Source organism: Actinomadura sp. NPDC048955 (genome assembly GCF_040649435.1).
Taxonomy (GTDB): Bacteria; Actinomycetota; Actinomycetes; order Streptosporangiales; family Streptosporangiaceae; genus Spirillospora; species Spirillospora luteofluorescens.
The window spans coordinates 1-22,933 of record NZ_JBEZJI010000052.1 but is presented as its reverse complement, the minus strand read 5'-3'; the positions used below and the strand labels follow the sequence as shown (position 1 = coordinate 22,933).

Genomic DNA, 22,933 nt, shown 5'->3' with positions numbered 1-22,933 from the left:
GTCAACGGGGCGTTGGTGCCTGATGCCCGCTTTCGGTCAGGGCGTGGTGAGATGGCCCGCCAGGACGGCCTCGACCAGCCGGGCCGCGAACTCCTCCGGCGCGGCCGGGAGCCCGGCGCCCGCCGCCACCGCGTCCGCGCCCGCGAGCCGGGTCAGGAAGGCGTGCTGCTGGCAGCCTCCCAGCAGGGCCGCGGCGATGAACGGCGAGGGCGCGCCGTCCGCCAGCCGTCCGGCCTTCCGCTCGGCCTCCAGATAACCGATGAGGGCCGCGTGGCCCATCACCGGACCCGCCGCCGGCCCGCCGGGCGGCCCCGCCGGGGGGCCGCCGGGCGCCCCGGGAGGCGGCGGCTCGCCGGTGTGGCCACCTTTGGTCCAGGCACGCGACTTGGCGGCGGTCGCGTTCTGTGCCTTTCCCGGGCCGTCGCTCCGCAGCCACGCGATCAGCTCCGGGTCGGCCAGGACGGGCCCGGTCATCGGCAGCAACTCGCCGTAGAAGCGGATCATCTCCGCCGCCAGCCGGGTGAGGTTCTCCTCCACCGAGTTCTGCCCGACCGATCCGGCGAGCTCCGCCATCGCGGAGCGCGCGGTTCCGGTGACCTCGGCCAGAGCCGCCGCGAACAGCGCGGTCTTGTTCGCGAAGTGGTTGTAGAGGCTGCCCTCGGACACGCCCGCGGTGCGCGCGATCTCCTTGGTCGTCGCGGCCACGATCCCGCGCGACCGGATCACCGTGACCGCCGCGGCCAGGATCCGGTCCCGCATGGGCTCCGTCCGTGTCGCCAACCCGTTCCACCTCGCTTCCCCGCTGGACGTTAGCACGGTCCGCGACAAATGAGTGAGCGCTCACCCGGAGAGGTTCGGCGGATACCGAGCGAACCGCCCGCACAGCCTGTAGTTTCTCTTTCACCGTGTGTTGCCGGGAGGCTTGCGCGCGTCGTTCCACTCGGGGGAGGGGGACCGCATGGTGATCGCGGATCTGCTGGGCGTCACGAGGATGACCGCCGTCACGGTGAACGACCGCGGCCGCATCAGCCACTGGGACGATACCGCCGCCGACCTGTTCGGCGCCGCGCGCCCGCAGGCCCTCGGCCGCCCGCCCGGCGAGCTTCTCCGGCTCCCCAGGGAGCACCGCGGCGCCTTCGAGCCGGAGGCCTTCGGGCAGGTCTGGTGCGGCGCCTGCACCCTGCGACGGGCCGACAACGGCGAGCCCGCCGAGATCGGCTGGTGGATCTACCCCGTCGAGGGCGCCCCGGGCGACCACGGCGTCCGGGTCCTGGCCCTGGCCGCCGACCTGCGCAGGCTCCGCCGCGACGGGATCGGCATCACCGTCGGCGACCTCCTGCTCGCCCCGCCGGGCGTGCCCGGCCCGGCCGGCGCCGCCGCGCTCCGCCCGGCCGCCGTCCGGCTGCTGCGGGTCGAGCCCGCGCTCGCCGGCCCGTCCCCGGACGGGCCCGACCCGTTCGCGGGCCCGTTCGCCGACCGCCTCGCCGAACTCCTGCCCGCGCTCGACCCCCTCGTCTTCGGGAAGATCGCCTCGCAGGTCCTCGGCCTCGGCTGCCCCGCGGTGTCGCTGGGCCTGACCATCCGGCTGCCCATCGTCCCGCACACCGAGGCCGCCCCGGCCCCCGCGCCGACCGTCCCCCTGCCCCGGCCGCTGACGCGCGCCCCCGCGGACCGGCCGCCGCGCGCCCGCCGCGACCTCTCCCACGCGCTGGAGCCCCTCGCCTTCCTCGGCGCGGCCGGCGAGCAGATCGGCAGCTCGCTCGACCACCTGCAGGCCGCCCGGACGCTCGCCGAGGTCCTCGTGCCGCGGCTCGCCGACCTCGCCGCCGTCGAACTGCTCGAAAGCGTCGTCACCGACTCCGCGCCGCCCGCCGACGAGGTCGACGAGACCACGCCGATGCGCCGCGTCGCCGTCGCCCACAACGACGAGGCCGGACGCTGGGACGAGGCCGTCCCCGAGGGCGAGCCGCTCTCCGTGCCGTCCCGCACCCCGTTCGTCCAGGCCATGCGCACCGGGCGGCCCGTGCACATCCCCCGCGTCGACGACGCGCGGGCCGCCCGGCTCGCCGCCGCGTTCGGCGCCCGCGACCTGCGTCCCCTGTTCACCGGACGCGCGCTGCTGGTCGTCCCGCTGATCGCCCGGGGGCGCGTGCTCGGTACGTTCATGCTGCTGCGCAAGCCCGACCGGCACGGGTTCGACCAGCTCGACCTCGCCATGGTCGACGAGCTGGCCCGGCGCGCGGCGCTCTGCGTCGACAACGGGCGGCTGTACCGGCGCGAGGTCCAGGTCGCCGAGGAGCTCCAGCGCAGCATGCTCCCCGACGACCCGCCCGACGTCGCCGGGGCCCGCGTCCGCTACCGCTACCGGCCCGCCGAACAGGCCGCCCAGGTCGGCGGCGACTGGTTCGACGCCATCCCGCTGCCCGGCTGCCGGCTCGGCATCGTCGTCGGCGACGTCATGGGGCACGGCCTCACCTCCGCCGCGATCATGGGCCAGCTGCGCACCGCCGTCCGCACCCTGGCCGCCGAGGAGATGCGGCCCGACCGGCTGCTGCGCCAGCTCGACGGCCTCGCCCGCCGGCTCGGCGAGGACTACCTCGCCACCTGCCTGATCGCCGTCTACGACCCGGTCGAGCGGCGCTGCACGGTCGCCAGCGCCGGGCACGTCCCGCCCGTCCTCCGCACGGCGGACGGGGAGAGCCGCGTGCTGCCCGTCCCGCCGGGCGTGCCCATCGGGGTCGGCGGCGAACCGTTCGAGACGGTGGAGTTCAAGGTCGAGGACGGGTCCCGCCTCGTGCTGTGCACCGACGGCCTCCTCGAACGCCGCGACCGCGACCTCGACGCGGGCCTGGAGGAGCTGCGCGCCCGCCTGGCCGAATCGACCGCCGACCTCGACGGCACCTGCGACGACCTGCTCGACCGGCTCGCCGGGCCCACCCCCGCCGACGACATCGCCATCGTCGCGGTCGGGTTCGACGGCATCCCCCTCGACGACGTCGTCACCTGGCAGCTCGAAGCCGTGCCCGGCAGCGTCCCGTGGATCCGCGCGCAGGTCGGCGCCCGTCTCGCCGACTGGGGCCTGCACGACCTCGCCGAGACCGCCCGGCTGCTCGTCAGCGAGCTCGTCACCAACGCCCTCGTGCACGGCGCGGGATCCGTGGGCCTCCGCCTGATCAGGGGACGCGGCCTGCTCTGCGAGGTCCACGACGACGGCGCCGACATGCCGCACCTGCGGCACACCGAGGCCACCGACGAGTCGGGCCGCGGCCTCCAGCTCGTCGGCCACCTGGCCGCCCGCTGGGGCACCCACCGCACCGCGGGAGGCAAGGTCGTCTGGTTCGAGCAGCGGGTGCCCCGGCGCTGACGGCGTGGTCGTGGGCGCGGCTCCCGGCCGTGTGAGGTAACTGTCCCGTTCGCGCCAGATACTTTCCAACGTCCGCTTCGTTCTGATCGAAGGGTCGCCGTTCGCCGAGGCCGCCGGGAGATGAGTTGGGTGAGAAGCTGACGCTGCCGGTCCCCGAGACGCTCTACGGCACCTACGCCGTCGCGCTCGCCGAGCCGCTCCGCGACCCCGCGGCCCTCGCCCGCGAGGAACTGCTGCGGCGCACCGCGCCACCGCTCCGCGACCTCGTCCTCGGCATGCTCGGCAGCCCCATGCTCACCCTCGACCAGCGCCCGGCCGACGGCTTCCCGCCGCTCCCCGCCGACCTGCTCGCCGTGTACGGCGGCTCCCCGGCCGAGGTGGAGGCGGTCGCCGCCGCGGCGCACGTCCTCGCCGTCCGCGCCGCGTACCGGCCGGGGCGGCCGCCCGCCCACGAGTGGGCGGCACGCGCCGTCGCGGGCGCCGTCGGCGCCGCCGCGTCCGCCCCGGTGATCGACGTCTTCACCCCGCAGGTCCTCGCGCACGACCGGCTCTTCCGCTCCCTCCCGGGGCCGGGAGGCGCGGTCCGGCTCACCGACTGGATGCTCCTGCCGCACACCACCGGCCGGGACGGTTCCTACATCACCACCAGGGGGCTCGCCAGGTTCGGCCTCCCCGAACTGCAGACCGAGCACGTCCCGCCGGGCCTCATCGAACCCTGGGGACGCCTCCTGAACGGTCTCGCCCACCACGTCCTCGACCTCTGGCTGGACGAGCTGCCCGCCGGCGAGCAGCCCCTCGTCGTCGAGATCCCCGACGTCGTCTCCGTCGGCCTCCGCGACATCGCCGCCGCTCAGGGCGCCGACGAGCCGGCACGGCGCGAGGTGCCCGTGCGGCTGCGCCACGACCCGGGCCCGGACCCGGTCCTCACCGTGCTGCCCGCCGAGGACGGCCCGGACCGCCTCCGCTCCCTGTGCGCCACGCTCTTCGGCTCCCGATGAGCTTGCCTACGACCTTGCTCTGAGCGCAGGATCGACATCGTGAGATTCGGCCCGCGTGACCGTCGCACCCCACAGCCCGAAGACCCCGGACCCGAGGAGGCCGGCCCCGAGACGACCCCCCGCCCAGGCCCCTACCCCGAAGACGTCCACGTGGCGGGCAAGGGCGCCGCCCCGGAACCGGCGCCGGACGAGGCGCCGTCCGACTGGGTGCCCGTCCAGCCCCCGCCGGAACCCGAGCACGAGCCCTGGACCCCCCACCCGCCGGTGCCGCCCCCGGCCCCGCCGCCCGTCGAGACACCGGCGTCCCAGGAGGAGTCCCTCTGGGTGACACGCGAGACGCCCCCTGGATTCGGCGTGGGCGAAGCGTCGCCGGGCGAGCCCTGGACGCCCCAGGAGACCGGCCCCGCGCCCACGGGGCGGCACGCCCGAAGTGACGACGAGCCGTTCCTGCCGGGCAAGGGGCTGGCCGCCGCGCCGCCCTCGGTGACCGTGCCGGACATCCCGGCGCCGCAGTGGGCGCCTCCGCAGCCGCCCGGCCCCATGACCGACCCCGAACGTCGCAAGGCGATGGCGGACGCGTTCGTGGCGGAGTTCGTCGGCAGCACCACGTGGCAGGCGACGCTGGCCGTCCTGGAGAGCGCGTTCCCCGGACTCGGCATGGCCTCGACGCTGTCGCGCCGGACCGACGAGCTGTGGCGGACCATGGACGCCCTCGACCGGACGGCCGCGGCCAAGCTCGGCGTGCCGGTGTGGCTGGACGACGCGGGCATCGTGCTCGACCTCAGCGCCCGCCTCGGCGTCCGGGCCGTGCGGACGCCGTCGCACGGCCTGGCGCGCCCGCCCCGCGCCTCCCGTCCGTACGCGGGGGCGTTCGTCATCGACACGCTCGACCCGCTGCGCTACCACCGCGCGGTCGGCGGGCCCCGGGCGCCGCGCGACCTGCCGGGGGAGGGGACGCTGCCGGCCCCGTCCGCGTCCGAGGACGACGACAGCGGCGTCGTGATCGTCGCGAACCTGACGTCGGCGGGCGTGCGCGTGCTGGACTCGGCGGCGCTCTGGCGCTACGCGGGCCGGGTGGTCACCGGCACGGTGCACGAGGCGGGCCGTCCGGAGACCCGCGTCCGGGCGCGCCGGGCGCTGCGGGCCCTGCGGCGCGTGGTGGTCGTCGACCCGGACCTCGGGCTCGGCCTGTGCCTCCAGATCGACGCGGCACGCGTCCCGCGATGCCTGCTGGCGTTCAGCGTGGACCGCACGGACGGAGCCCCCCGGTTCGTCCGCCCCTGATCACTCGTCCGAACGCAGCCAGGTGAGGTCGCGCTGCCGGTCGGCGGGCAGCTCGCGGATGTGCTCGACGAGCCGCCACGGCTCGGTCGGCGGCGCGCCCTCGTCCGGCAGCACCCCGCACAGCACCGCGCTCTGCGTGCTGACCGCGACGAACGGCCCGAACCGCGCGACGCCGCCGCCCCGCAGCGACGCCAGCTCGGTGAGCAGCACGGTCACCGCGGCCGCGTCCTTCGGGTCGTAGAGGCCGCGCACGTAGGAGAACAGGTCTTCGGCGAGGACGTCGGGGCGCCGCCCGGACATCTGGTAGACGGTGCCCCAGTAGGTGCCGGTGGCCTGCTCCGACCGCTGGTCGCGCAACCGGACGCGCAGCCCGCACTCGGCGGCGCACTGCTCGTAGGCCTCCGCGAGCAGCGCCTCGCTCTCCCCCTCCTCGCTCAGCAGCGCCCCGGTGACCACGCCCTCCTCACGGTCGAGCCGGTCGAGCATCTCGCGGTGCAGCTCCTGGACGTCCTGCTCCACCGCGTCGAGGGTCCGCGCGAGCGCGTGCTGGGAGTCGCGGTCGAGGTCGATGCCCGAGAGTTCGTCCGACAGGTCGCCGAACTGCTTCTCCAGCCGCTCCACCCGCCCGGTGACGGTCTCCAGCCTCTCCGCGACGTCGGACGCCGGCGCCTCGGGCTGCGGCGGCGGGATGGGGATGCCGACCGGCTCGGTCGCCTCGTCCACCACCCGCTTGAGCACGTCGTGGTCCCGCGCGAGATCGTTCAGCTGTTTCCGCAGGTTGCGCAGTTCCGCCTGGGCTTGCGGAAGCCGCTTGTCGGACGCCAGGTAGAGCTCGCGTCCGGCGATCGCGAGGCAGAGCAGAACCAGGACCACGGTGGTCATGTGACTCCTCGGAGGCAGGCTGCGCTCACGACGATAACCACCCCCGGCCGGGTTGGCCGAGTGCGCAGCGGATCCCGTCCGAAACGCCCTTTTTTCCTTTACCCATCGTCTCCCCGGCTACCCCCGGAAGATCAGCCGAAGAGGCCGCCCAGGAGGCCGCCGAGGATCTCGGCGGCGCCGCCCGCGAGCTCCCCGGCCACGTCACCCGCGATGTCTCCGGCGATGCCGCCCGCCGCGTCCGCGATCACGTTGCCGGCGACGTTGCCCGCGTAGCCGGCGAGCGCGTTGCCGAAGGCGTCCACGGGGGCGCCGGCGACGTAGCCCGCGACGTTCTGCGCGTATCCGGCCGCGTCCAGGGCCCCCATGGCCATGCCCCCGGCGACCCCCGCCGCCGCGACACCGCCGACGAGCCCGGCCGCGGCGACGCCGTGCCCGAGGTGGCGGTGCCCGTGGTAACCGGGCGGACCGTGGTGGACGTGCGCGGGCGGCGGATACGGCGCGGGCCCCGGCGGCGCAGGCGGAGGCGGCCCCCCATGCGCGGCGGGCGCATACGGCACAGGTCCCGGCGGCGCCGGAGGCGGCGCCCCGTGAGAAGGCATCCCATGCGCAGGCGCAGGAGGCGGCGCGCCATGCGAGGGCATTCCATGCTGAGGCGCAGGAGGCGGCGTGCCATGGGGCGGGGTCCCGTGTGACGGCATCCCATGTGAGGGCATCCCGTGTGATGGCATCCCATGACCGGGCATCGGCGAATGCGCGGGCGGCGGGAAACCGTGCCCGGGCGCCGGGGGCATGCCGGGCGGGCTCGGCGCGTAACCCGGATCGGCCACCGGCGCGGGCTGCCGCTGACCAGGAGCAGGCGCGGGAGGCGGAAACTGGTTGTTGCCGTGCGACCCGTACTCGGCGGGCCCGCCGTAGGCCGCCGCGGCCTGCGGCGGAGGCGGCGGGAAGGCCGAGTGCCCGCCGGGCGGCGGCAGCGGCGCCTGCCCGGGCGGCGGCGGGGAACCATGAGCCGCCGGGCCGGGCCGCGACGACCGGGGCAGCGCCACCGCCGCCTCCAGCCACTGGCCGATCTTGGCGTTCCAGTCGGTCTCCGCGGCCTCGGCGTGCGGCACCTGGAACACACCGAACGACTCGTCCTGCGGGGTGTCGCGGTCCTCGGCGCGCAGGACGAAGGCCATGGCGCGCGGGCTGGCGACGAAGGCCAGCCCGACCTTCTCGATCCGCCCCTGGTGCGACGGCGGCGGATTGAGGTGGATCTCCTGGTGGAACGGCAGCTGCTGGGACACGCCCCGCAGCTTGGACGACTCGAACGTCACGTTGGTGATCTGGAAGCCGAGCCGGGCGATCGAGGCGAGGACCCACTGCTGCGACTCCAGCGGCTCCACCGAGATCGGGTCGATGTCGCCCGGGTCGGGCTGCCCCGCCACGTCGATCTCGGTGCACATCCCGATGGTGAAGCCGGGCAGCTCGTGGCCGAGAACCGTCGTGAACGGCAGCTCGTAGGGCAGCGGGATGGAGAACGCCAGGTCGCGCTGCCCTCCCGCGTCCAACCGGAATCCGCGGGTCAGCGCGCCCCGGTACACCTCGGGCCCCGCGGTCTCGCCGCCGTGGTGCCGCATGCGCGGCATCAGCGCCAGCGTGACCTGCCGGATCTCCGCGGGCCCGGCGCCGCCGCGCAGGTGCACCTTGCCCGCCACGACCCCGCCGGGTTTGCAGTTCGGCTCAGCAAGGATCGTGTCGACGGACGGTCCACCGCCCGCCATCTGCCCGTAGGACACCGGCCGTTCCCCTCTCCCGCCGCGAGGCGACATACCCCGCGCCCACCACCCGCGCGACCCGGGCCGCGCGCACCAGAAACTTAGACCCCCTCAACCATGCCACCGGTTCACCCCGCCGGGACCAATCCCCCAATTTCCCACCGATCGCCTCGACGCGCTAGACAGGCGCCAGCACGCAAGCGCAACCCAAGAAGCCGCGCAAGCGCGTTCGCAAGGCCCTCCCCAGCCTGCCGAGAAGTCTTGACACAGGACCGCCACGCGCCCCTGAACGCACGCCCAGTCGCCCCAAGAAGAAACACCAAGCCGACCCATCAGGTCGCCGCGGCCCGAGACGACGTAGACGGCCGTCGGCACGAGAGTGCGGTCCACGGAGCCGCGCAGGTTGGTTCGTAGGGCCCCACAGCCTGGTGGAGTGTCTTGCCTCAGGGTTGCTGCGCGCGATTAAGGGCGCGTGCGTGCGCTGTCGCTTCAAGGGGTGCGCCGGGCCGACGCCCGTCGTCTCGGCGCGGGGACGGCGTAGGTGGGCGTCGGCGCGGGCGTGCTGCGTCAGTTCGTGGAGGTGCGCGGGTTCGTTCGGGGCCCTCCCCAGCCTGGCAGGCACCTTTGGCGCAGGGTGCTGCGCGCGGTTGGGACCGCGTGCGTGCGCTGTCGTCTCGAGGGGTGTGCCGGGGCGGCCTATCCGGTCGTCTTAGGGGACGGTGTGTGCGGCTGGGGAGTCGGCACGGCGCGTCCCTATCGCGCGCGGTGCGGTATTCGCTGCACGCGCGTTGCGCCCTGCGGGGGGCGGGGTCAGGTCTCCTTGGAGGTGACTGTGACGGGTGCGTAGGCGAGTTTTTCCAGCGGCTCGCGGATTTGGGCGGCGTCGCCTACGGCGATGATGGTGAGGGCCTCGGGGTCGATGTGCTTGCGGTAGGCGCGGGCCACGCCGTCGGGGGTGGAGGCCCGGACCGCGGCCAGATAGGCGCTCGGGTAGTCGGCGCCCAGGCCGTTGGCGGACACGTCGGCCAGCTCGGCGGCGACGGCGCGGGCCGTCTCGTACTCGGCGGGGGCGCGGTCGGCCAGGGCGCGGACGGACGAGCCGTGCTCCTCGGCGTCGATGCCGCGGGACACGACGCCGCGCAGCTCGGTGAGGGCGTCGGCGACCGCGTCGGCGGTGACCTCGGTGTGGACGGCGCCCTGGGCGATGAACACGCCGCAGTGCCGCATGCGGAGCAGGCCGGCGCGCATGCCGTAGGTGTAGCCCTTCTCCTCGCGCAGCACGGCGTTGAGGCGGGACGTGAGGCCGCCGCCCAGGACGTGCGACGCGACCATCAGGGACGGCCAGTCGTGGTGGGAGCGGTCGGGGACGCCGTGGCCGAAGCTGAGGTAGGTCTGCACGGAGCCGGGGCGGTCGACCACGACGATGCGGGCGGCGGACTCGGGCAGGACCCGGTCGGCGGTCGGGAGCGGCGCGGCGGAGCCCGCCCAGCCTTCCAGGGCGGCGGCCAGGGCGCCATCGGCGTCCGTGCCGGCGAGGTCGCCGGCGACGACCGCGGTCGCCTCGGCGGGGACCACGGAACCGTAGAAGTCGCGGACGTGCGAGCCCTGCAGCGCGCCGACCGAGTCGGGGGTGCCGCCCGTCGGGCGGGAGGCGCGGGCCTCCGCCGGGAAGAGGACGGCGCGCAGCTCGCGCATGGCGCGGGTGCCGGGGTCGGCGTCCTCCTGGGCGATCTCCTCCAGGCGTTCGCGGACGAGGCGCCGGACGTCGGCGTCGTCGAGGGCCGGGCGGCGCACCACCGAGGAGAACAGGTCGAGGGCCGCGCCGAGCCGCGTGGTCGGGACGTCCAGCGCGATGCGCAGGGCGGTCAGGTCGGCGTGCGCGTAGAGGCTGGCGCCGAGCCGCTCGAACGCGGCGGTCAGCGCGGTGCCGCCGCCGGGCTCGGTGCCCTCCAGCAGCGCGCGGGAGGCCAGCGTCGCGACGCCGTCGAGGCCGGACGGCTCGCGGCCCGCCCCCGCGTGCAGGACGAGGCGGACGGCGGCGAGCCGGCGGCCGGGCAGGTCGCAGCGCAGCGTCGCGGGGCCGGCCGGGACGCGGCCCGCGGTGCCGGCCGGGAACGCCCAGGCCGGGACGGGCCCGGGGACGGGGCGGGGCTGCAGTGCAAGGCCGCTGCTCACGAGGTGCCTCCGTAGGTCAGGGCGGTGCGGGCGCCCGGGGCCAGCCAGCGGCCCGCCATCTCCTTGATCGCGTCCCCGGTGACCGCGGCGGCGCGGCCGGGGGCGGTGAAGGTCCGGGACGGGTCGCCGAACTGCGTCGCGTTCTGCGACAGCGCGTTGGCGAGGCCCGTCACCGTCTCGGTCTGCTCCAGGAAGCCGCGCTCGGCCTGGGCGGTGGCGCGGGCGGTCTCGTCGGCGTCGGGGCCGTGCGCGGCGAACCGTTCGAGCTCCTCGTCCAGCACGGCCGCGATCTTCTCGGGCTGCGGGCCGACGGCGTCCACGATCGCCAGGGACTGGCCGGACGCGAGCCGGGTGACCCCGGCCCACACCTCGGTGGCGATCTGGTCGCGCCGCACCATCCGGTCGTAGAGGCGGGAGCCGGAGCCGCCGCCGAGGATCTCGACCGCGAGCTCGGCTGCCTCGATGTCGTCGCCGCCGTCGGTGGGGAGCGGGAACATCGCGAAGTAGGCGGGGGAGGGGACCTCCTCGTCGAGCGTCTCGCCGCGGACGCCGGTCAGCGGGTCGAGCCCGCCGGGCCGCGCGGCGGGCTGCTCCGGGCCGGCCGGCAGGCCGCCGAAGTAGCGCTCGACCGCCTCCAGCGTCTTCTCCGGGTCGACGTCGCCCACGACGGACAGGACGGCGTTGCCCGGCGCGTACCAGGTGGCGAAGAAGTCGGTGCAGTCGTCGAGGGTGGTGGCGTCCAGGTCTTCCATGGAGCCGATCGGGGTGTGCGCGTAGGGGTGCCCCTCTGGGAACGTCAGCGCGCACAGGCGCTCGAAGGCCGTCCCGTAGGGCTGGTTGTCGTAGCGCTGCCGCCGCTCGTTCTTCACCACGTCGCGCTGGTTGTCGAGGTTGGCCTGGGTCAGCGCGGCGGGGAGCGTGCCCATCCGGTCGGCCTCCAGCCAGAGCGCGAGCTCCAGGTGGCTGACCGGCACCGTCTCGTAGTAGTTCGTGCGCTCGAAGGACGTGCTGGCGTTGAACGCGGCGCCAGCGCTCTCCAGCAGGGCGGCGTGCTCGCCCTCGGCGACGTTCGCCGAACCCTGGAACATCAGGTGCTCGAAGAGGTGCGCGAGGCCGGTGCGGCCGGCCCGCTCGTGCCGCGAGCCCACCCCGTACCAGATGTTCACGGCGGCCAGTGGTACGACGTGGTCTTCGCAGACCACCACGCGCAGGCCATTGCCGAGCGTGTGCTCATGCAGCGGCTGTTCTGCCACGGAGCGCTCCCGTCCGTTCGATGGGCCGGACAGCACCGCGCGCGTCGGGAGGCCTCCCAGGCGGCGGGCTTGATCTCGGTCTCACCGTACCGGGTGCGCCCGGCGCGGGGAGCGCCGACGGAAACTGTGGATAACTCGCACCAGAGAAAGGGGGCGAGGGCGGGCGAAGAGGGAGGAGCGAGCGCGGGGGCTCAGGGCGCGGCAGCCTCGTGCGCCGCGATCGCGTCCTCCAGCGACCGGTGCAGGACGAAGATCTTGGTGAGCTGGGTGACGTGGAAGACGCGCCGCACCCGGTCGTTGACGCCCATGAACGACATCGAGCCGTCACGTGCCCGCAGCCGGTGGTAGATCCCGACGAGCACGCCGAGGCCGGTGGAGTCCAGGAAGGTCACCTCGCCGAGGTCGATGACCAGGTGCGAGCCGCCGCTGTCGATGATCTCCAGCAGGGACTCGCGCAGGCGGGGGCTGGTGAAGACGTCGATCTCACCGCTGATCTTGACGACCGTGAGGCCCTTCTCGACGCGATGCTCGACGGCGAAGTCCACCGGTGCTCCTCTCTGCCCCTCGCCTCGTCCAACCCTGGAGAAGTTCTAGGGCCTCGTCGGGGGAACTGTTTTGTTACCCCGGTCGCGCGCTGTTACGCCCGTGGATTCGATCGTGTCCGTCAGGGGGACCGGAAGAGGGCCCAGACGACCTTTCCGTGCGCGAGGGCGCGCCACCCCCACCGGACGCTGAACGACTCGACGAGGTGCAGGCCGCGTCCGGTCTCGGCGATGTAGTCGGGTTCCTTGCGGCGGGGCGCCGTCCGGCTCGCGTCCATGATCCCGCAGAGCAGCCACGGCCCCTCGTGCCCGAGGCGGAGCCGGATGGCCGTCGGCGCGGAGCCGAGCGGGTCGGCCGGGTCGTCGTACACGCCCTCGCGGTGCACGTCGTCGCCCGGCCGCCCGCCGGCGGCCTTCCCGCTGTGCCGCAGCGCGTTGGTGACCAGCTCGGAGACGACGAGGCCGACGTCGTCGGCGAGCTCCGACAGGCTCCACTCGGCCAGCCTGGAGATCGCGAAGTGCCGGGCCTCGGTGACCGATTCCGGATCGGGCTCGACGAGGAACGAGACGGTGGAGCCCCGGAGCTCCGTCAGCGCCGTGACGGCGGTGTCCAGGCGCGGCGGCAGGTCGAAGGCCTCCGGGACGGGCGTCGAGTGCCCAGCCTGGGCCCGTGGGTCGTCCGGCCCCGCGAGAGGGCCGAGCTCCCACCGCGTGTCGTCGTGCGCGTGGCGTGACGTCATTCCACCGGACCCCGCAGAGTGATCTCGTTGTGCAGCCGTGGCTCGGAAGTCTCGTGCGTTATCCTGCGCATCGTAGCGTGCGAATGCAAGGCCCAATGCACGTGCATCCGCGTCATGAGGGTGTGGGCCGACGCGGATCGCACGCGGGAGATCGGAGGTAACCGCAGGACGCTGAGGCCAGTGGCACACTAGGTTCGCTGTCCGCCGAATAGCCGGGAGGTTGGGCGTGACTCCAGAGACGCCGGGAAGCGGGTCGACGGTTCGTCGGATCCTGCTCGGGTCGCAGCTTCGCCGTCTGCGCGAGCAGAAGGGCGTGACCCGTCAGGACGCCGGCTACGTCATCCGCGCGTCGGAGTCGAAGATCAGCCGTCTTGAGCTCGGCAGGGTCAGCTTCAAAGAACGAGACGTGGACGACCTGCTCACGTTGTACGGCGTCGGCGACAAGACGGAACGCGAGGCGCTGCTACAGCTTGCGCGGGAGGCCAACACCCCCGGTTGGTGGCACCGGTACAACGACGTGTTGCCCGGCTGGTTCCAGACCTATGTGGGCCTGGAGGAGTCGGCGGCGTTGATCCGCACATATGAACTGCAGTTCGTCCCGGGACTGCTGCAGTCGGAGGGGTATGCGCGCGCGGTGATTCGCCTGGGCAACGCCGGGGCCGCCGAACACGAGATCGACCAGCGCGTGGAGCTGCGCCTGCAGCGTCAGGAACGCCTCACGGGCGCGGAAGCGCCGCGCCTGTGGGCCGTGGTGGACGAGGGGGCGCTGCGGCGCCCCATCGGCGGACCGGAAGTGATGCGGGGCCAGTTCGAGCACCTCATCGAGATGTCGAAGCTGCCCAACGTCACCATCCAGATCATGCCGTTCAGGTTCGGAGGCCACGCGGCCGAGGGTGGCGCCTTCACGATCCTGCGCTTTCCCGAGCAGGATCTGCCGGACGTGGTTTACGTCGAGAACCTCACCGGCGCGATGTACCTGGACAAGCGCGACGACGTCGACACCTACCTGCAGGCGATGGAACGCCTGTGTGTCGACAGTGCGACCCCGGAGCGCACCGTCGAGCTTCTCGGTGATCTTCTCAGAGAGACATGATGCTCCAGACCGATTACGACAACGGGATGTCGGCCGCCGAGCTCCTCGGAGCACGATGGCTGAAGTCCCGGCGCAGCAATTCCCAGGGGAACTGTGTGGAAATCGCCGAACTGCCCGATGGGCAGGTGGCGATGCGCAACTCCCGCCATCCCGAGGGCCCGGCCCTCATCTACACCCGCCCCGAGATAGAAGCGCTCATCCTTGGAGCCAAGGACGGCGACTTCGACCATCTCATCGCCTCCCGTAACTGATCCAGCAGCGGCCGGGTCGGCACCGGTGCACCCGAACGTCGACCCGACCTCCGCAGGAGACACAGGCCACCCCAGGCGCGAGGGTGGCCTTGTTCATGTCAGGCCCGGCTCATGTCAGGCCCGGCTCATGTCAGGCCCGGCTCATGCCGGGCCCGGGTTTCCCGCAGGCCCGGCCCTGAGCGTCAGCCGCAGTTGCCGTAGGGGGCCGTACCGCCGTTGCCGCCGAAGCGGACGCACGTCCCGGGCGCGCTCACGTAGACCGGCCCCGCGTACCAGGCGAACGAGCCGCTGTCGCTGATGGCTCCTCCGCCCTTCTTCTGGACCCAGGCGGATACCGGTGACTTCGTGCCGACGTGCTTCGACTTGATGGTGACGGCGCAGTTGTACTTGGTCGAGTTGCTGTAGAGCAGGTAGGCGACGCCGCCGGACACGTTCATGGAGCGCAGGACGTAGTACCCGCTCCCCTTGCCTCCGCTGTTGCACGCGGACTGCGGCGTGTACTTGTTGGGCGGTTCCTTGGGAGGCGTCGAGGTGCCGCCGCCGGTGCCCCTGGTGGGGGTCGACCCACCGGGCTGCTTCGGCGAACCCGGTTTCGGGGACGCTGTGGGGTTCGCGGGGCTCCCGCTCTTTCCAGGTTTCGGCTGTCCTGGTTTCGTCTTCGCCGGGTTCTGGGGGCCGCCGGCCGCGCCGTTCGCGGAGCCGGTGTCGCCCCCTACGCCATGGTTCTCGTCGGACGCCGAGGTGGACCGGCCCTTGTCGCCGCTCGGCCGTGTCGCGGCCCATGCGGCGCCGCCCGCGATGACCAACGCCACCGCCACGGCCGCCGCGATCGGAATGGCGAGCCGTCCGCGTCCCCGGCCGTCCGACCCATGGTCGTTGGACGGTGCCGGAGGAAGCGGCGGCGGCATCGCCGGCGCACCGTGACCGTGGCTTTCCTGGCCGCCGTGGCCGCTCGGAGGCGGTGTCTCCTCGGCGAACGGCCGCGGCTGCGGGGCCGTCTGCTCGCGCGGCAACACCGCCCCGGCCGCGCCGCCGGCCACGCCGCCGACCACGCCGCCGACCACGCCGCCGACCACGCCGCCGACCACGCCGCCGGGCGCGCCGCTGGCCGCGCCGACCAGCCGCTCCTGGGCCTCGCGGGCGGTCGGGCGCAGCGAGGACTCCTTGGCCAGGCACGCGAGGACGAGTTCGCGCATCGGGCTCGGCAGGTCGCCGAGATCCGGCTCGCCCGTCAGGATCCGCTGCATGACCGTGGCCATCTCGTCGTTGCCGAACGCGGGTCGTCCCGTGGCGGCGAACGCCATGGTCGTGCCCCAGGCGAACATGTCGGCCGCAGGGCCGACCTGGTCGCCGGTGAAGTGCTCTGGGGCCATGTAGGCGGGGGTGCCGACGTTCTGCGTCTCGCCTGCGGCGCCCAGCGCGCGCGCCACGCCGAAGTCGATGACGCGTGGGCCGTCCGGGCCCATCATGACGTTGCGCGGTTTGAAGTCGCGGTGCACGATCCCGGCTTGGTGGATCGCCGTGAGCGCGGTGAGAGTGCCCACTGCGAGCCGCTCCAGGGCGCCGCCCCGGCGCGGGCCTTCCGCCCGCACGATGTGGAACAGCGACAGGCCGGGCACGTACTCGCTGACGATGTAGGGCTGGTCGCCTGCGACGTCGGCGTCCAGTACCTGCGCGGTGCAGAAGCGCGCGACGCGCTTGGCCACCTCCAACTCGCGGACGAAGCGCGCGCGGGCGGACTCGTCCCCCGCGAGCCTGCCGTGCAGCAGTTTGATCGCGACGAGGTCGTCGGGGCGGCTGCTTCCGGCCTCGCCGCGCGGGCGCCCCAGGAAGACCGCGCCTTGCCCGCCCTCGCCGAGGCGACCCAGGATCTCGTAACCGCCGAGCTCATCCGGGTCCCCCGACAGCAGCGGATGGGCGTCCGGCATCGTCCTGTCCGTCACACCACTCGCTCCCCGTAGTTCCGCATCGTCCCAGGACCGTTCCGCAAGACTATGGCCAACGATGGTATGCGGTCGGCAAAGCGGGTGATCAAGCGATGGTGGCCGCGGGCAACTAATAGGACTATAGTCCGGTTGAATGTCAGGGGAGGAGGCGATGATGGACCGTCGCCTGGCCGGTACGAGGCGCGTCGATCTGGAGTTGATGCGGACCCCGCCGCCCAAGGAGCGCGCCGACGCCGCTCGCAACCGCGTGAAGGTGCTGGACGCCGCAGCCGCGCTCTTCGCCCGGCACGGGGTGGAGGCGGTTTCGATGGACGCCGTCGCCGCCGAGGCGGGCGTCGGCAAGGGCACGCTCTTCCGCCGGTTCGGCGACAAGGCGGGCCTCGCCGTGGCGCTCCTGAACGAACGCGAACGCGAACTCCAGGATGCGATCCTGTCCGGGCCGTCTCCCCTGGGCCCGGGGGAGGAGGGCGCGGTCGTGGCCCCATCCGAGCGGCTGCACGCCTTCGCGGACGCCTACCTGAACTACGTGCTCGACCATCTTTCGCTGGTGCGCATGTCCGAGACCGCTTCGCCGGGCGCCCGGTACCGGATCGGCGCCTACGGCTTCTGGCACCGGCATCTGACGATCCTGCTCGACCAGCGCGGCGACGCCGTCCCGGACGGAGAGGCCGCCGCGCACGCGCTCCTGGCCGTTCTCGGCGCGGAGCACCTCACCGCGATGGTGGAGAGCGTGGGCACGGAGCGCACGCGCGCCACCGTCCGCAAGTTCTTCGAGATGGCCCGCGCCTAGCACGGCGACTTCCGCGTACGGCCGGGCCCGATCTGGCGCAGGAAGCACGAAAGCCCCCGCGTCGCGGGGGCTTTCTCATGCCTGACCGGAGGTGCGGCCGGGCGGGGTGTCAGGCCGGGTCGGGTGTCCGCCTACGGCGGCGGCTCTCCGCCCGGCCCTGCACGTTGCCCGGTGGACCCTCCGGGGCATGGTTGCGTTCCAACTGTGCGGCGACCGCGAGGGCGCGGAGCGACGTGGTTCTCACGTGTTTGCGCTCACTGGTTGAACGGGTGCGGGGAATGCTGCTCGGCACGGTTCACCTCCATGGGTCGCTGACATGAGTGCTACCCGGCTGGCGGGATCTCGCACGGTAGTTGCAACCGCAAGATCCTTCCGGCTATTCCGAGTGATCGTTCCGTTTAGCCGGCGACCGGATCCGGCCCCGCGCCCGCGGCACGCCGCCACGGTGGGCGAAACTTTCCCCTCTTTTCACTTTACGTATCATCTGTCCCTTTGTTCTCGTGGGCGGGCGGGGCCGTCCGGACCGCCCGACTGGGTAGGTATCCGAGGATCCGGTTCGCCCACGGGTTCGTCCCGGCAGGAGCGGCTCAGCGTGGAGCCCAGGAGGCCGTCGGGCGCGGCCGGACGCGCCCGCACCTCTCCTGGGAGACACACGTGATCAGTAAGCTGCTCGTCGCCAACCGTGGCGAGATCGCCGTGCGCGCCTTCCGCGCGGCGTACGAACTCGGCATCGCCAGCGTCGCCGTGTACGCGCACGAGGACCGCCTGTCCCTGCACCGGCAGAAGGCGGACGAGGCGTACGAGATCGGGGAGCTCGGCCATCCCGTCCGCGCCTACCTCGACGTGGACGGGATCGTGGAGACGGCGCTGCGGGTCGGCGCCGACGCCGTCTACCCCGGGTACGGGTTCCTGTCGGAGAGCCCCGAGCTGGCGGCGGCGTGCGAGCGCAACGGGATCAAGTTCGTCGGCCCGCCGTCGCGGGTGCTGAGCCTGGCGGGCAACAAGATCGAGGCGGTCGCGGCGGCGCGGCGCGCGGGCCTTCCGGTGCTGCGCTCGGCGACGCCCGAGCCGGGACGGGAACTGGAGGCGGCCGACGAGGTCGGGTTCCCGCTGTTCGTGAAGGCCGCGGCGGGCGGCGGCGGGCGCGGGCTGCGCCGCGTCGACCACCGCGAGGAGCTGGAGGCCGCCGTGGACACGGCGCGCCGCGAGGCCGAGAGCGCGTTCGGCGACCCGACGGTGTTCCTGGAGCAGGCGGTGGACCGTCCCCGCCACATCGAGGTGCAGGTCCTCGCGGACGGCGCCGGGCACATCGTCCACCTGCGCGAGCGCGACTGCTCGGTGCAGCGCCGCCACCAGAAGGTCGTCGAGATCGCGCCCGCGCCGGGGCTGGACGCGGAGACGGTCCAGCGGCTGTGCGACGACGCGGTCAGCTTCGCCCAGGAGATCGGCTACGAGAACGCGGGAACGGTCGAGTTCCTTGTGAACGACCGTGGTGAGCACGTCTTCATCGAGATGAACCCCCGCATCCAGGTCGAGCACACCGTCACCGAGGAGGTCACGGGCGTCGACCTGGTGCAGAGCCAGCTGCGCATCGCGGGCGGCGAGACGCTCGACGACCTCGGCATCGCGCAGGACGAGGTCAGCGTGAGCGGGTTCGCCGTGCAGTGCCGCATCACGACCGAGGACCCGGCGAACGGCTTCCGTCCCGACACCGGGAAGATCTCGGCGTACCGGTCCCCGGGCGGCGCCGGCGTGCGGCTCGACACCGGTACGGCCTACGGAGGCGCGATCATCTCGCCGCACTTCGACTCGCTGCTGGTGAAGCTGACGTGCCGCGGCCGGACGTTCGAGGACGCGGTGCGGCGGGCGCGCCGGGCCGTCGCCGAGTTCCGCATCAGGGGAGTCGCGTCCAACATCCCGTTCCTGCGGGCGCTGCTGGACGAGCCCGACTTCCGCGCGGGGGGCGTCACCACGTCCTACATCGCAGACCATCCCGACCTGCTCACGGCCCGTTCCAGCGGCGACCGCGCGACGCGGCTCGTCCGGTACCTGGCGGACGTCACGGTCAACAAGCCGCACGGCGAGGCGCCGACCGACCTGGACCCGGCGACGAAGCTGCCGCCGCTCGACCTCGACGGGCCGTTCCCCGAGGGTTCGCGTGACCGGCTGCTGGCGCTCGGCCCGCGCGCGTTCGCCGAGCAACTCCGCAACCAGGACGCCCTGGCCGTCACTGACACGACGTTCCGCGACGCGCATCAGTCGCTCCTGGCTACGCGAGTACGCACGTATGACCTGCTGGCAGCCGCGCCCTACCTCGCCCGGATGACGCCGCAGCTTCTCTCCGTCGAGGCGTGGGGCGGTGCAACCTATGACGTCGCGCTCCGGTTCCTGGGCGAGTCGCCCTGGGACAGGCTGGCCGCGATCCGCGAGGCGGCACCCAACCTGTGCATCCAAATGCTTCTGCGTGGCCGCAACACCGTCGGTTACACGCCGTACCCCGACTCGGTGGCTCGGGCCTTCGTGAAGGAGGCGGCCAGTACGGGAGTCGACATCTTCCGTGTGTTCGACGCCCTGAACGACGTGGACCGCATGCGTCCGGCCATCGACGCGGCCCTCCAGACCCACGCGCTGGTGGAAGGCACGCTCTGCTACACGGGTGACCTGTCCTCCCCGGACGAACGGCTCTACACGCTCGACTACTACCTGCGGCTGGCAGAGGAACTCGTCAACGCGGGGGTCCACATCCTCTGCATCAAGGACATGGCCGGCCTGCTCAGGGCGCCCGCCGCGCGCACCCTCGTCGGGGCCCTCCGCGAGCGGTTCGACCTGCCGGTCCACCTGCACACCCACGACACGGCAGGCGGGCAGATCGGCACCTACATCGCCGCCATCGAGGCGGGTGTCGACGCCGTCGACGGGGCCGCCGCGCCGCTCTCGGGCACGACGAGCCAGCCGCCGCTCCAGGCGATCGTGGCCGCGACCGACTTCACCGAGCAGGCCACCGGGATCGACCTGGACGCGCTCACCGTCATGGAGCCGTACTGGGAGGCCGTCCGGAGGCTCTACGCACCGTTCGAGATGGGGCTCCCATCGCCGACCGGACGGGTCTACCGGCACGAGATCCCGGGCGGGCAGCTGTCCAACCTGCGGCAGCAGGCCGTCGCCCTCGGCCTCGGGGACCGCTTCGAGGAGATCGAGCGCCTCTACGCCGCCGCCGACGCCATCCTCGGGCGGCTCGTGAAGGTCACCCCGTCCAGCAAGGTCGTCGGCGACCTGGCGCTGCACCTGGTCGCGGCGGGCGCCGACCCGGACGACTTCGCCGAGAACCCGGACCGCTACGACATCCCCGACAGCGTCATCGGGTTCCTGAACGGCGAACTGGGCGATCCGCCCGGCGGCTGGCCCGAGCCGTTCCGCGCCAAGGCGCTCGCGGGGCGCCAGTTCACGCCCGCCCGCGCCGAACTGGACGGCGCCGAGGAGAAGGCCCTGGCCGGCCCAGAGGTTCGTGACACGCTCGACCGCCTCCTCTTCCCCGGCCCGGCGAAGGACTACCGCGAGGCCCGCGCCGCCTACGGCGACCTCTCCGTCCTGCCGACCGGCCCGTTCCTGTACGGGCTGCGCGCCGGGCACGAGGTGGCGTTCGACCTCGAACCCGGCGTCCGCGTCCTGGCCGGGCTGGAGGCCGTCGGCGACGTCGACGAGGCGGGCGTCCGGCAGGTCATCTGCTCGGTGAACGGCCAGCTCCGGACACTCTCCGTCCGCGACAAGTCCGTCAAGTCCGATGCGCCGCCGGTCGAGCGCGCCGATCCCGCCGAGCCCGGCCACGTCGCGGCCCCGTTCGACGGCTCGGTGACGCTGCGGGTGGCCAAGGGCGACGAGGTCGCCGCAGGGGACGTGGTCGCCACGATCGAGGCCATGAAGATGGAGGCCGCGATCACCGCTCCGGTCGCGGGCGCCGTCGCCCGGCTGGCCGTCCCGGAGGCGACGCCCGTCCAGGCCGGTGACCTCCTCCTGGTCATCCGGGAAGGCGCCTAGAGCGCTTTTCGGCCCTTGGGCGACGGCCGCGTCGCGTAGGTGCCCAGGGACGGTTCGAGCAGGTCGAAGGCGGTCTTCGCGGTCTCCGCGAGGGCCGCCTCGATCTCCTCGTGGGTCTCGCCCCGCACGGTGCGGCGCAGGGCCTCGCCGAACAGGACGCGGTGGACGCCGCCGAGCTGCGCGGCGGCGAGGCGGGGGAGTACGTCGCCCGGGCCCGCTCCGGTCTCCTCGGCGAGGACGGCGGCGAGGGCGTCCTCCCGCTCCTCGTGGAACTCGCGGAGCCGCGCCACCAGCGCCGGGCTCTCAGTGATCATCCGGGCGAAGTCGGGACCGGCGAAGCCGATCACGGCGTCGTGCCGCCGGACGGCCTCCAGGAAGGCCCGGCGCAGCGCGGCCAGCGCGGACTCGCCCGGCTTCCGCTCGGCGACCGTGCGCGCGAGGAGGGCGACGAACACCTCGTGCAGGTCGAGGGCCAGGTCCTCCTTCCGCGGGAAGTAGTTGGTGACGGTCATCTTCGCCACCTGCGCCGCCGCGGCGACGTCGGCGATCGTCACGCGGTCGAAGCCGTGCCGCAGGAACAGGCGGGTCGCCTGGTTCGAGATGCTCTCGCGCGTCTGCTGCTTCTTCATCTCCCGCAGTCCCATGCCGCCATCCTCTCATAATTCGACCTAAGTTCGTACTTGACACATACTTAGGTCGACTCCAAGTTTGGCTCGCGAGCCTGACGGGTACCGAGACCGGGTGACCGTTCCCTCCCGGCCGCCGGACGAGCAAAGGACACAGCCCTGAACGCCAGCCACGCGCCGAGCGCAACCCCCCGCTCCACCGTGAACCTCGTCGACCCGATGAAGGACTACCTGTCCCGCATCGGGCGCACCGCGCTGCTCACCGCCGAGCAGGAGGTCGACCTGGCCAAGCGCATCGAGGCCGGCCTGTTCGCCCGAGAGCGCCTCATGACCCTGGGCGACGAACTGAGCCTCCAGGACAAGCAGGACCTGGAGTGGATCGCCGCCGACGGTGCCCGCGCCAAGGAGCACATGGTCGAGGCGAACCTGCGCCTCGTCGTGTCGCTCGCCAAGCGCTACATGGGCCACGGCCTACAGCTGAACGACCTCGTGCAGGAGGGCAACCTGGGCCTGATCCGCGCCGTGGAGAAGTTCGAGTACCGCCGCGGCCTGAAGTTCTCCACCTACGCCGTCTGGTGGATCAAGCAGGCGATCAGCCGCGCGCTGGCCGACCAGAGCCGCACCATCCGCATCCCGGTGCACGTCGTCGAGGTGCTCAACCGGATGACGCGCGTCCGGCGGCGGATGATGCAGGACCTCGGCCGCGAGCCGACCTCGCAGGAGCTGGCCGTCGAGCTCGACGTCACGCCCGAGAAGGTCGAGTGGCTGCGGCGGCAGGCCCGCGAGCCGCTGTCCCTGCACACCCCCCTCGGCGAGGACGGCGACGGCGAGCTCGCCGACGTCATCGAGGACCCCGAGGGCGGCGACCCCGCCGACGTCGTGGCGACCTCGATGCTGCGCGGGCGGCTCGACGCCGTCCTGGAGACGCTCACCGAGCGCGAGGCCGGCGTCATCTCGCTGCGCTTCGGGCTGTCGGGCGGCGAGCCGAAGACCCTGGAGGAGGTCGGCAAGGTCTACGGGGTGACGCGCGAGCGCATCCGGCAGATCGAGTCCAAGGGCATGCACAAGCTGCGCCACCCGTCCCGCCGCGAGACCCTCGCGGACCTGCTCGGCTGACCCGCGGGCCGGCACGCACCGCGCCCTCCGCCGCCGCCTGACCGACCTGTTCACCCCGGCTTACACCGAGGCGCTGTGCGC

At 73.3% G+C, this 22,933-nt stretch carries 16 protein-coding genes and 1 pseudogene; 8 read left to right on the top strand and 9 right to left on the bottom strand.

Annotation, left to right across the window (positions count from 1 at the left end; genetic code table 11):
- Positions 1-36 precede the first annotated feature (36 nt).
- Entirely contained in the window at positions 37-780 is a 744-nt protein-coding gene (locus tag AB0C84_RS34880; RefSeq protein ID WP_361074663.1) for a helix-turn-helix domain-containing protein, read from the bottom strand.
- 178 nt (positions 781-958) lie between these two features.
- Here AB0C84_RS34880 and AB0C84_RS34875 point away from each other — a divergent pair, with 178 nt between their 5' ends.
- From AB0C84_RS34875 to AB0C84_RS34865, 3 genes are all read left to right on the top strand, one after another.
- The gene (locus AB0C84_RS34875; protein ID WP_338739806.1) at positions 959-3,364 is read left to right on the top strand and encodes a SpoIIE family protein phosphatase; all 2,406 of its coding nucleotides are present in this window, start codon (positions 959-961) and stop codon (positions 3,362-3,364) included.
- A gap of 125 nt (positions 3,365-3,489) precedes the next feature.
- Positions 3,490-4,362, top strand: coding sequence for a hypothetical protein (locus AB0C84_RS34870; protein WP_361074661.1), 873 nt, complete (start codon positions 3,490-3,492; stop codon positions 4,360-4,362).
- 39 nt (positions 4,363-4,401) lie between these two features.
- The gene (locus tag AB0C84_RS34865; RefSeq protein WP_361074659.1) at positions 4,402-5,646 is read left to right on the top strand and encodes a hypothetical protein; all 1,245 of its coding nucleotides are present in this window, start codon (positions 4,402-4,404) and stop codon (positions 5,644-5,646) included.
- Here the strand turns inward: AB0C84_RS34865 and AB0C84_RS34860 are convergent, their stop codons facing one another.
- The 6 genes from AB0C84_RS34860 to AB0C84_RS34835 form a co-directional block, all read right to left on the bottom strand.
- Entirely contained in the window at positions 5,647-6,528 is an 882-nt protein-coding gene (locus AB0C84_RS34860; RefSeq protein WP_361074657.1) for a hypothetical protein, read from the bottom strand.
- 131 nt (positions 6,529-6,659) lie between these two features.
- Positions 6,660-8,306 (bottom strand): sporulation protein, encoded by a 1,647-nt coding sequence (locus tag AB0C84_RS34855; RefSeq protein ID WP_361074655.1) that lies wholly within the window; start codon positions 8,304-8,306, stop codon positions 6,660-6,662.
- Between the two features lie 789 nt (positions 8,307-9,095).
- Positions 9,096-10,460, bottom strand: coding sequence for a pitrilysin family protein (locus AB0C84_RS34850; protein ID WP_179844144.1), 1,365 nt, complete (start codon positions 10,458-10,460; stop codon positions 9,096-9,098).
- A complete protein-coding gene (locus tag AB0C84_RS34845; protein WP_258944065.1) occupies positions 10,457-11,713 on the bottom strand; it encodes a pitrilysin family protein in 1,257 nt (418 codons plus the stop codon). The genes AB0C84_RS34850 and AB0C84_RS34845 overlap by 4 nt, the downstream gene beginning before the upstream one ends.
- A gap of 191 nt (positions 11,714-11,904) precedes the next feature.
- Positions 11,905-12,258: an STAS domain-containing protein gene (locus AB0C84_RS34840; RefSeq protein ID WP_179844142.1), complete on the bottom strand. Its 354-nt coding sequence runs from the start codon at positions 12,256-12,258 to the stop codon at positions 11,905-11,907.
- Positions 12,259-12,377: 119 nt separating this feature from the next.
- On the bottom strand, positions 12,378-12,995 hold the full coding sequence (locus tag AB0C84_RS34835) for an ATP-binding protein (protein WP_179844141.1): 618 nt from the start codon (positions 12,993-12,995) through the stop codon (positions 12,378-12,380).
- A 226-nt stretch (positions 12,996-13,221) separates the two neighbouring features.
- Here AB0C84_RS34835 and AB0C84_RS34830 point away from each other — a divergent pair, with 226 nt between their 5' ends.
- Both AB0C84_RS34830 and AB0C84_RS34825 read left to right on the top strand, forming a co-directional pair.
- Entirely contained in the window at positions 13,222-14,088 is an 867-nt protein-coding gene (locus AB0C84_RS34830; RefSeq protein ID WP_179844140.1) for a helix-turn-helix transcriptional regulator, read from the top strand.
- Entirely contained in the window at positions 14,088-14,339 is a 252-nt protein-coding gene (locus AB0C84_RS34825) for a DUF397 domain-containing protein (RefSeq protein ID WP_361074731.1), read from the top strand. Before AB0C84_RS34830 ends, AB0C84_RS34825 begins: the two co-directional genes overlap by 1 nt.
- A gap of 182 nt (positions 14,340-14,521) precedes the next feature.
- On the opposite strand, the gene AB0C84_RS34820 is transcribed toward AB0C84_RS34825, so the two are convergent.
- The gene (locus AB0C84_RS34820) at positions 14,522-16,282 is read right to left on the bottom strand and encodes a serine/threonine-protein kinase (protein WP_361074651.1); all 1,761 of its coding nucleotides are present in this window, start codon (positions 16,280-16,282) and stop codon (positions 14,522-14,524) included.
- Between the two features lie 136 nt (positions 16,283-16,418).
- Between AB0C84_RS34820 and AB0C84_RS34815 the strand changes: the two genes are divergently transcribed.
- Both AB0C84_RS34815 and AB0C84_RS34810 read left to right on the top strand, forming a co-directional pair.
- A complete protein-coding gene (locus AB0C84_RS34815; protein ID WP_361074649.1) occupies positions 16,419-17,075 on the top strand; it encodes a helix-turn-helix domain-containing protein in 657 nt (218 codons plus the stop codon).
- A 654-nt stretch (positions 17,076-17,729) separates the two neighbouring features.
- Positions 17,730-21,110: a pyruvate carboxylase gene (locus tag AB0C84_RS34810; protein WP_361074647.1), complete on the top strand. Its 3,381-nt coding sequence runs from the start codon at positions 17,730-17,732 to the stop codon at positions 21,108-21,110.
- Here AB0C84_RS34810 and AB0C84_RS34805 read toward each other — a convergent pair.
- Complete coding sequence (locus tag AB0C84_RS34805) at positions 21,107-21,754, bottom strand: TetR family transcriptional regulator (protein WP_361074645.1); 648 nt, start codon at positions 21,752-21,754, stop codon at positions 21,107-21,109. The genes AB0C84_RS34810 and AB0C84_RS34805 overlap by 4 nt on opposite strands.
- A 195-nt stretch (positions 21,755-21,949) precedes the next feature.
- Between AB0C84_RS34805 and AB0C84_RS34800 the strand changes: the two are divergent.
- Positions 21,950-22,852 (top strand): annotated as a pseudogene (locus AB0C84_RS34800) (RNA polymerase sigma factor); the annotation flags it as partial.
- Positions 22,853-22,933 lie beyond the last annotated feature (81 nt).

Coding starts and splice junctions, on each gene's coding strand:
- AB0C84_RS34875 (WP_338739806.1), top strand. CDS start 959: ATGGTGATCGCGGATCTGCTGGGCGTCACGAGGATGACCGCCGTCACG.
- AB0C84_RS34860 (WP_361074657.1), bottom strand. CDS start 6,528: ATGACCACCGTGGTCCTGGTTCTGCTCTGCCTCGCGATCGCCGGACGC.
- AB0C84_RS34835 (WP_179844141.1), bottom strand. CDS start 12,995: ATGACGTCACGCCACGCGCACGACGACACGCGGTGGGAGCTCGGCCCT.
- AB0C84_RS34825 (WP_361074731.1), top strand. CDS start 14,088: ATGCTCCAGACCGATTACGACAACGGGATGTCGGCCGCCGAGCTCCTC.
- AB0C84_RS34815 (WP_361074649.1), top strand. CDS start 16,419: ATGTCAGGGGAGGAGGCGATGATGGACCGTCGCCTGGCCGGTACGAGG.
- AB0C84_RS34805 (WP_361074645.1), bottom strand. CDS start 21,754: ATGGGACTGCGGGAGATGAAGAAGCAGCAGACGCGCGAGAGCATCTCG.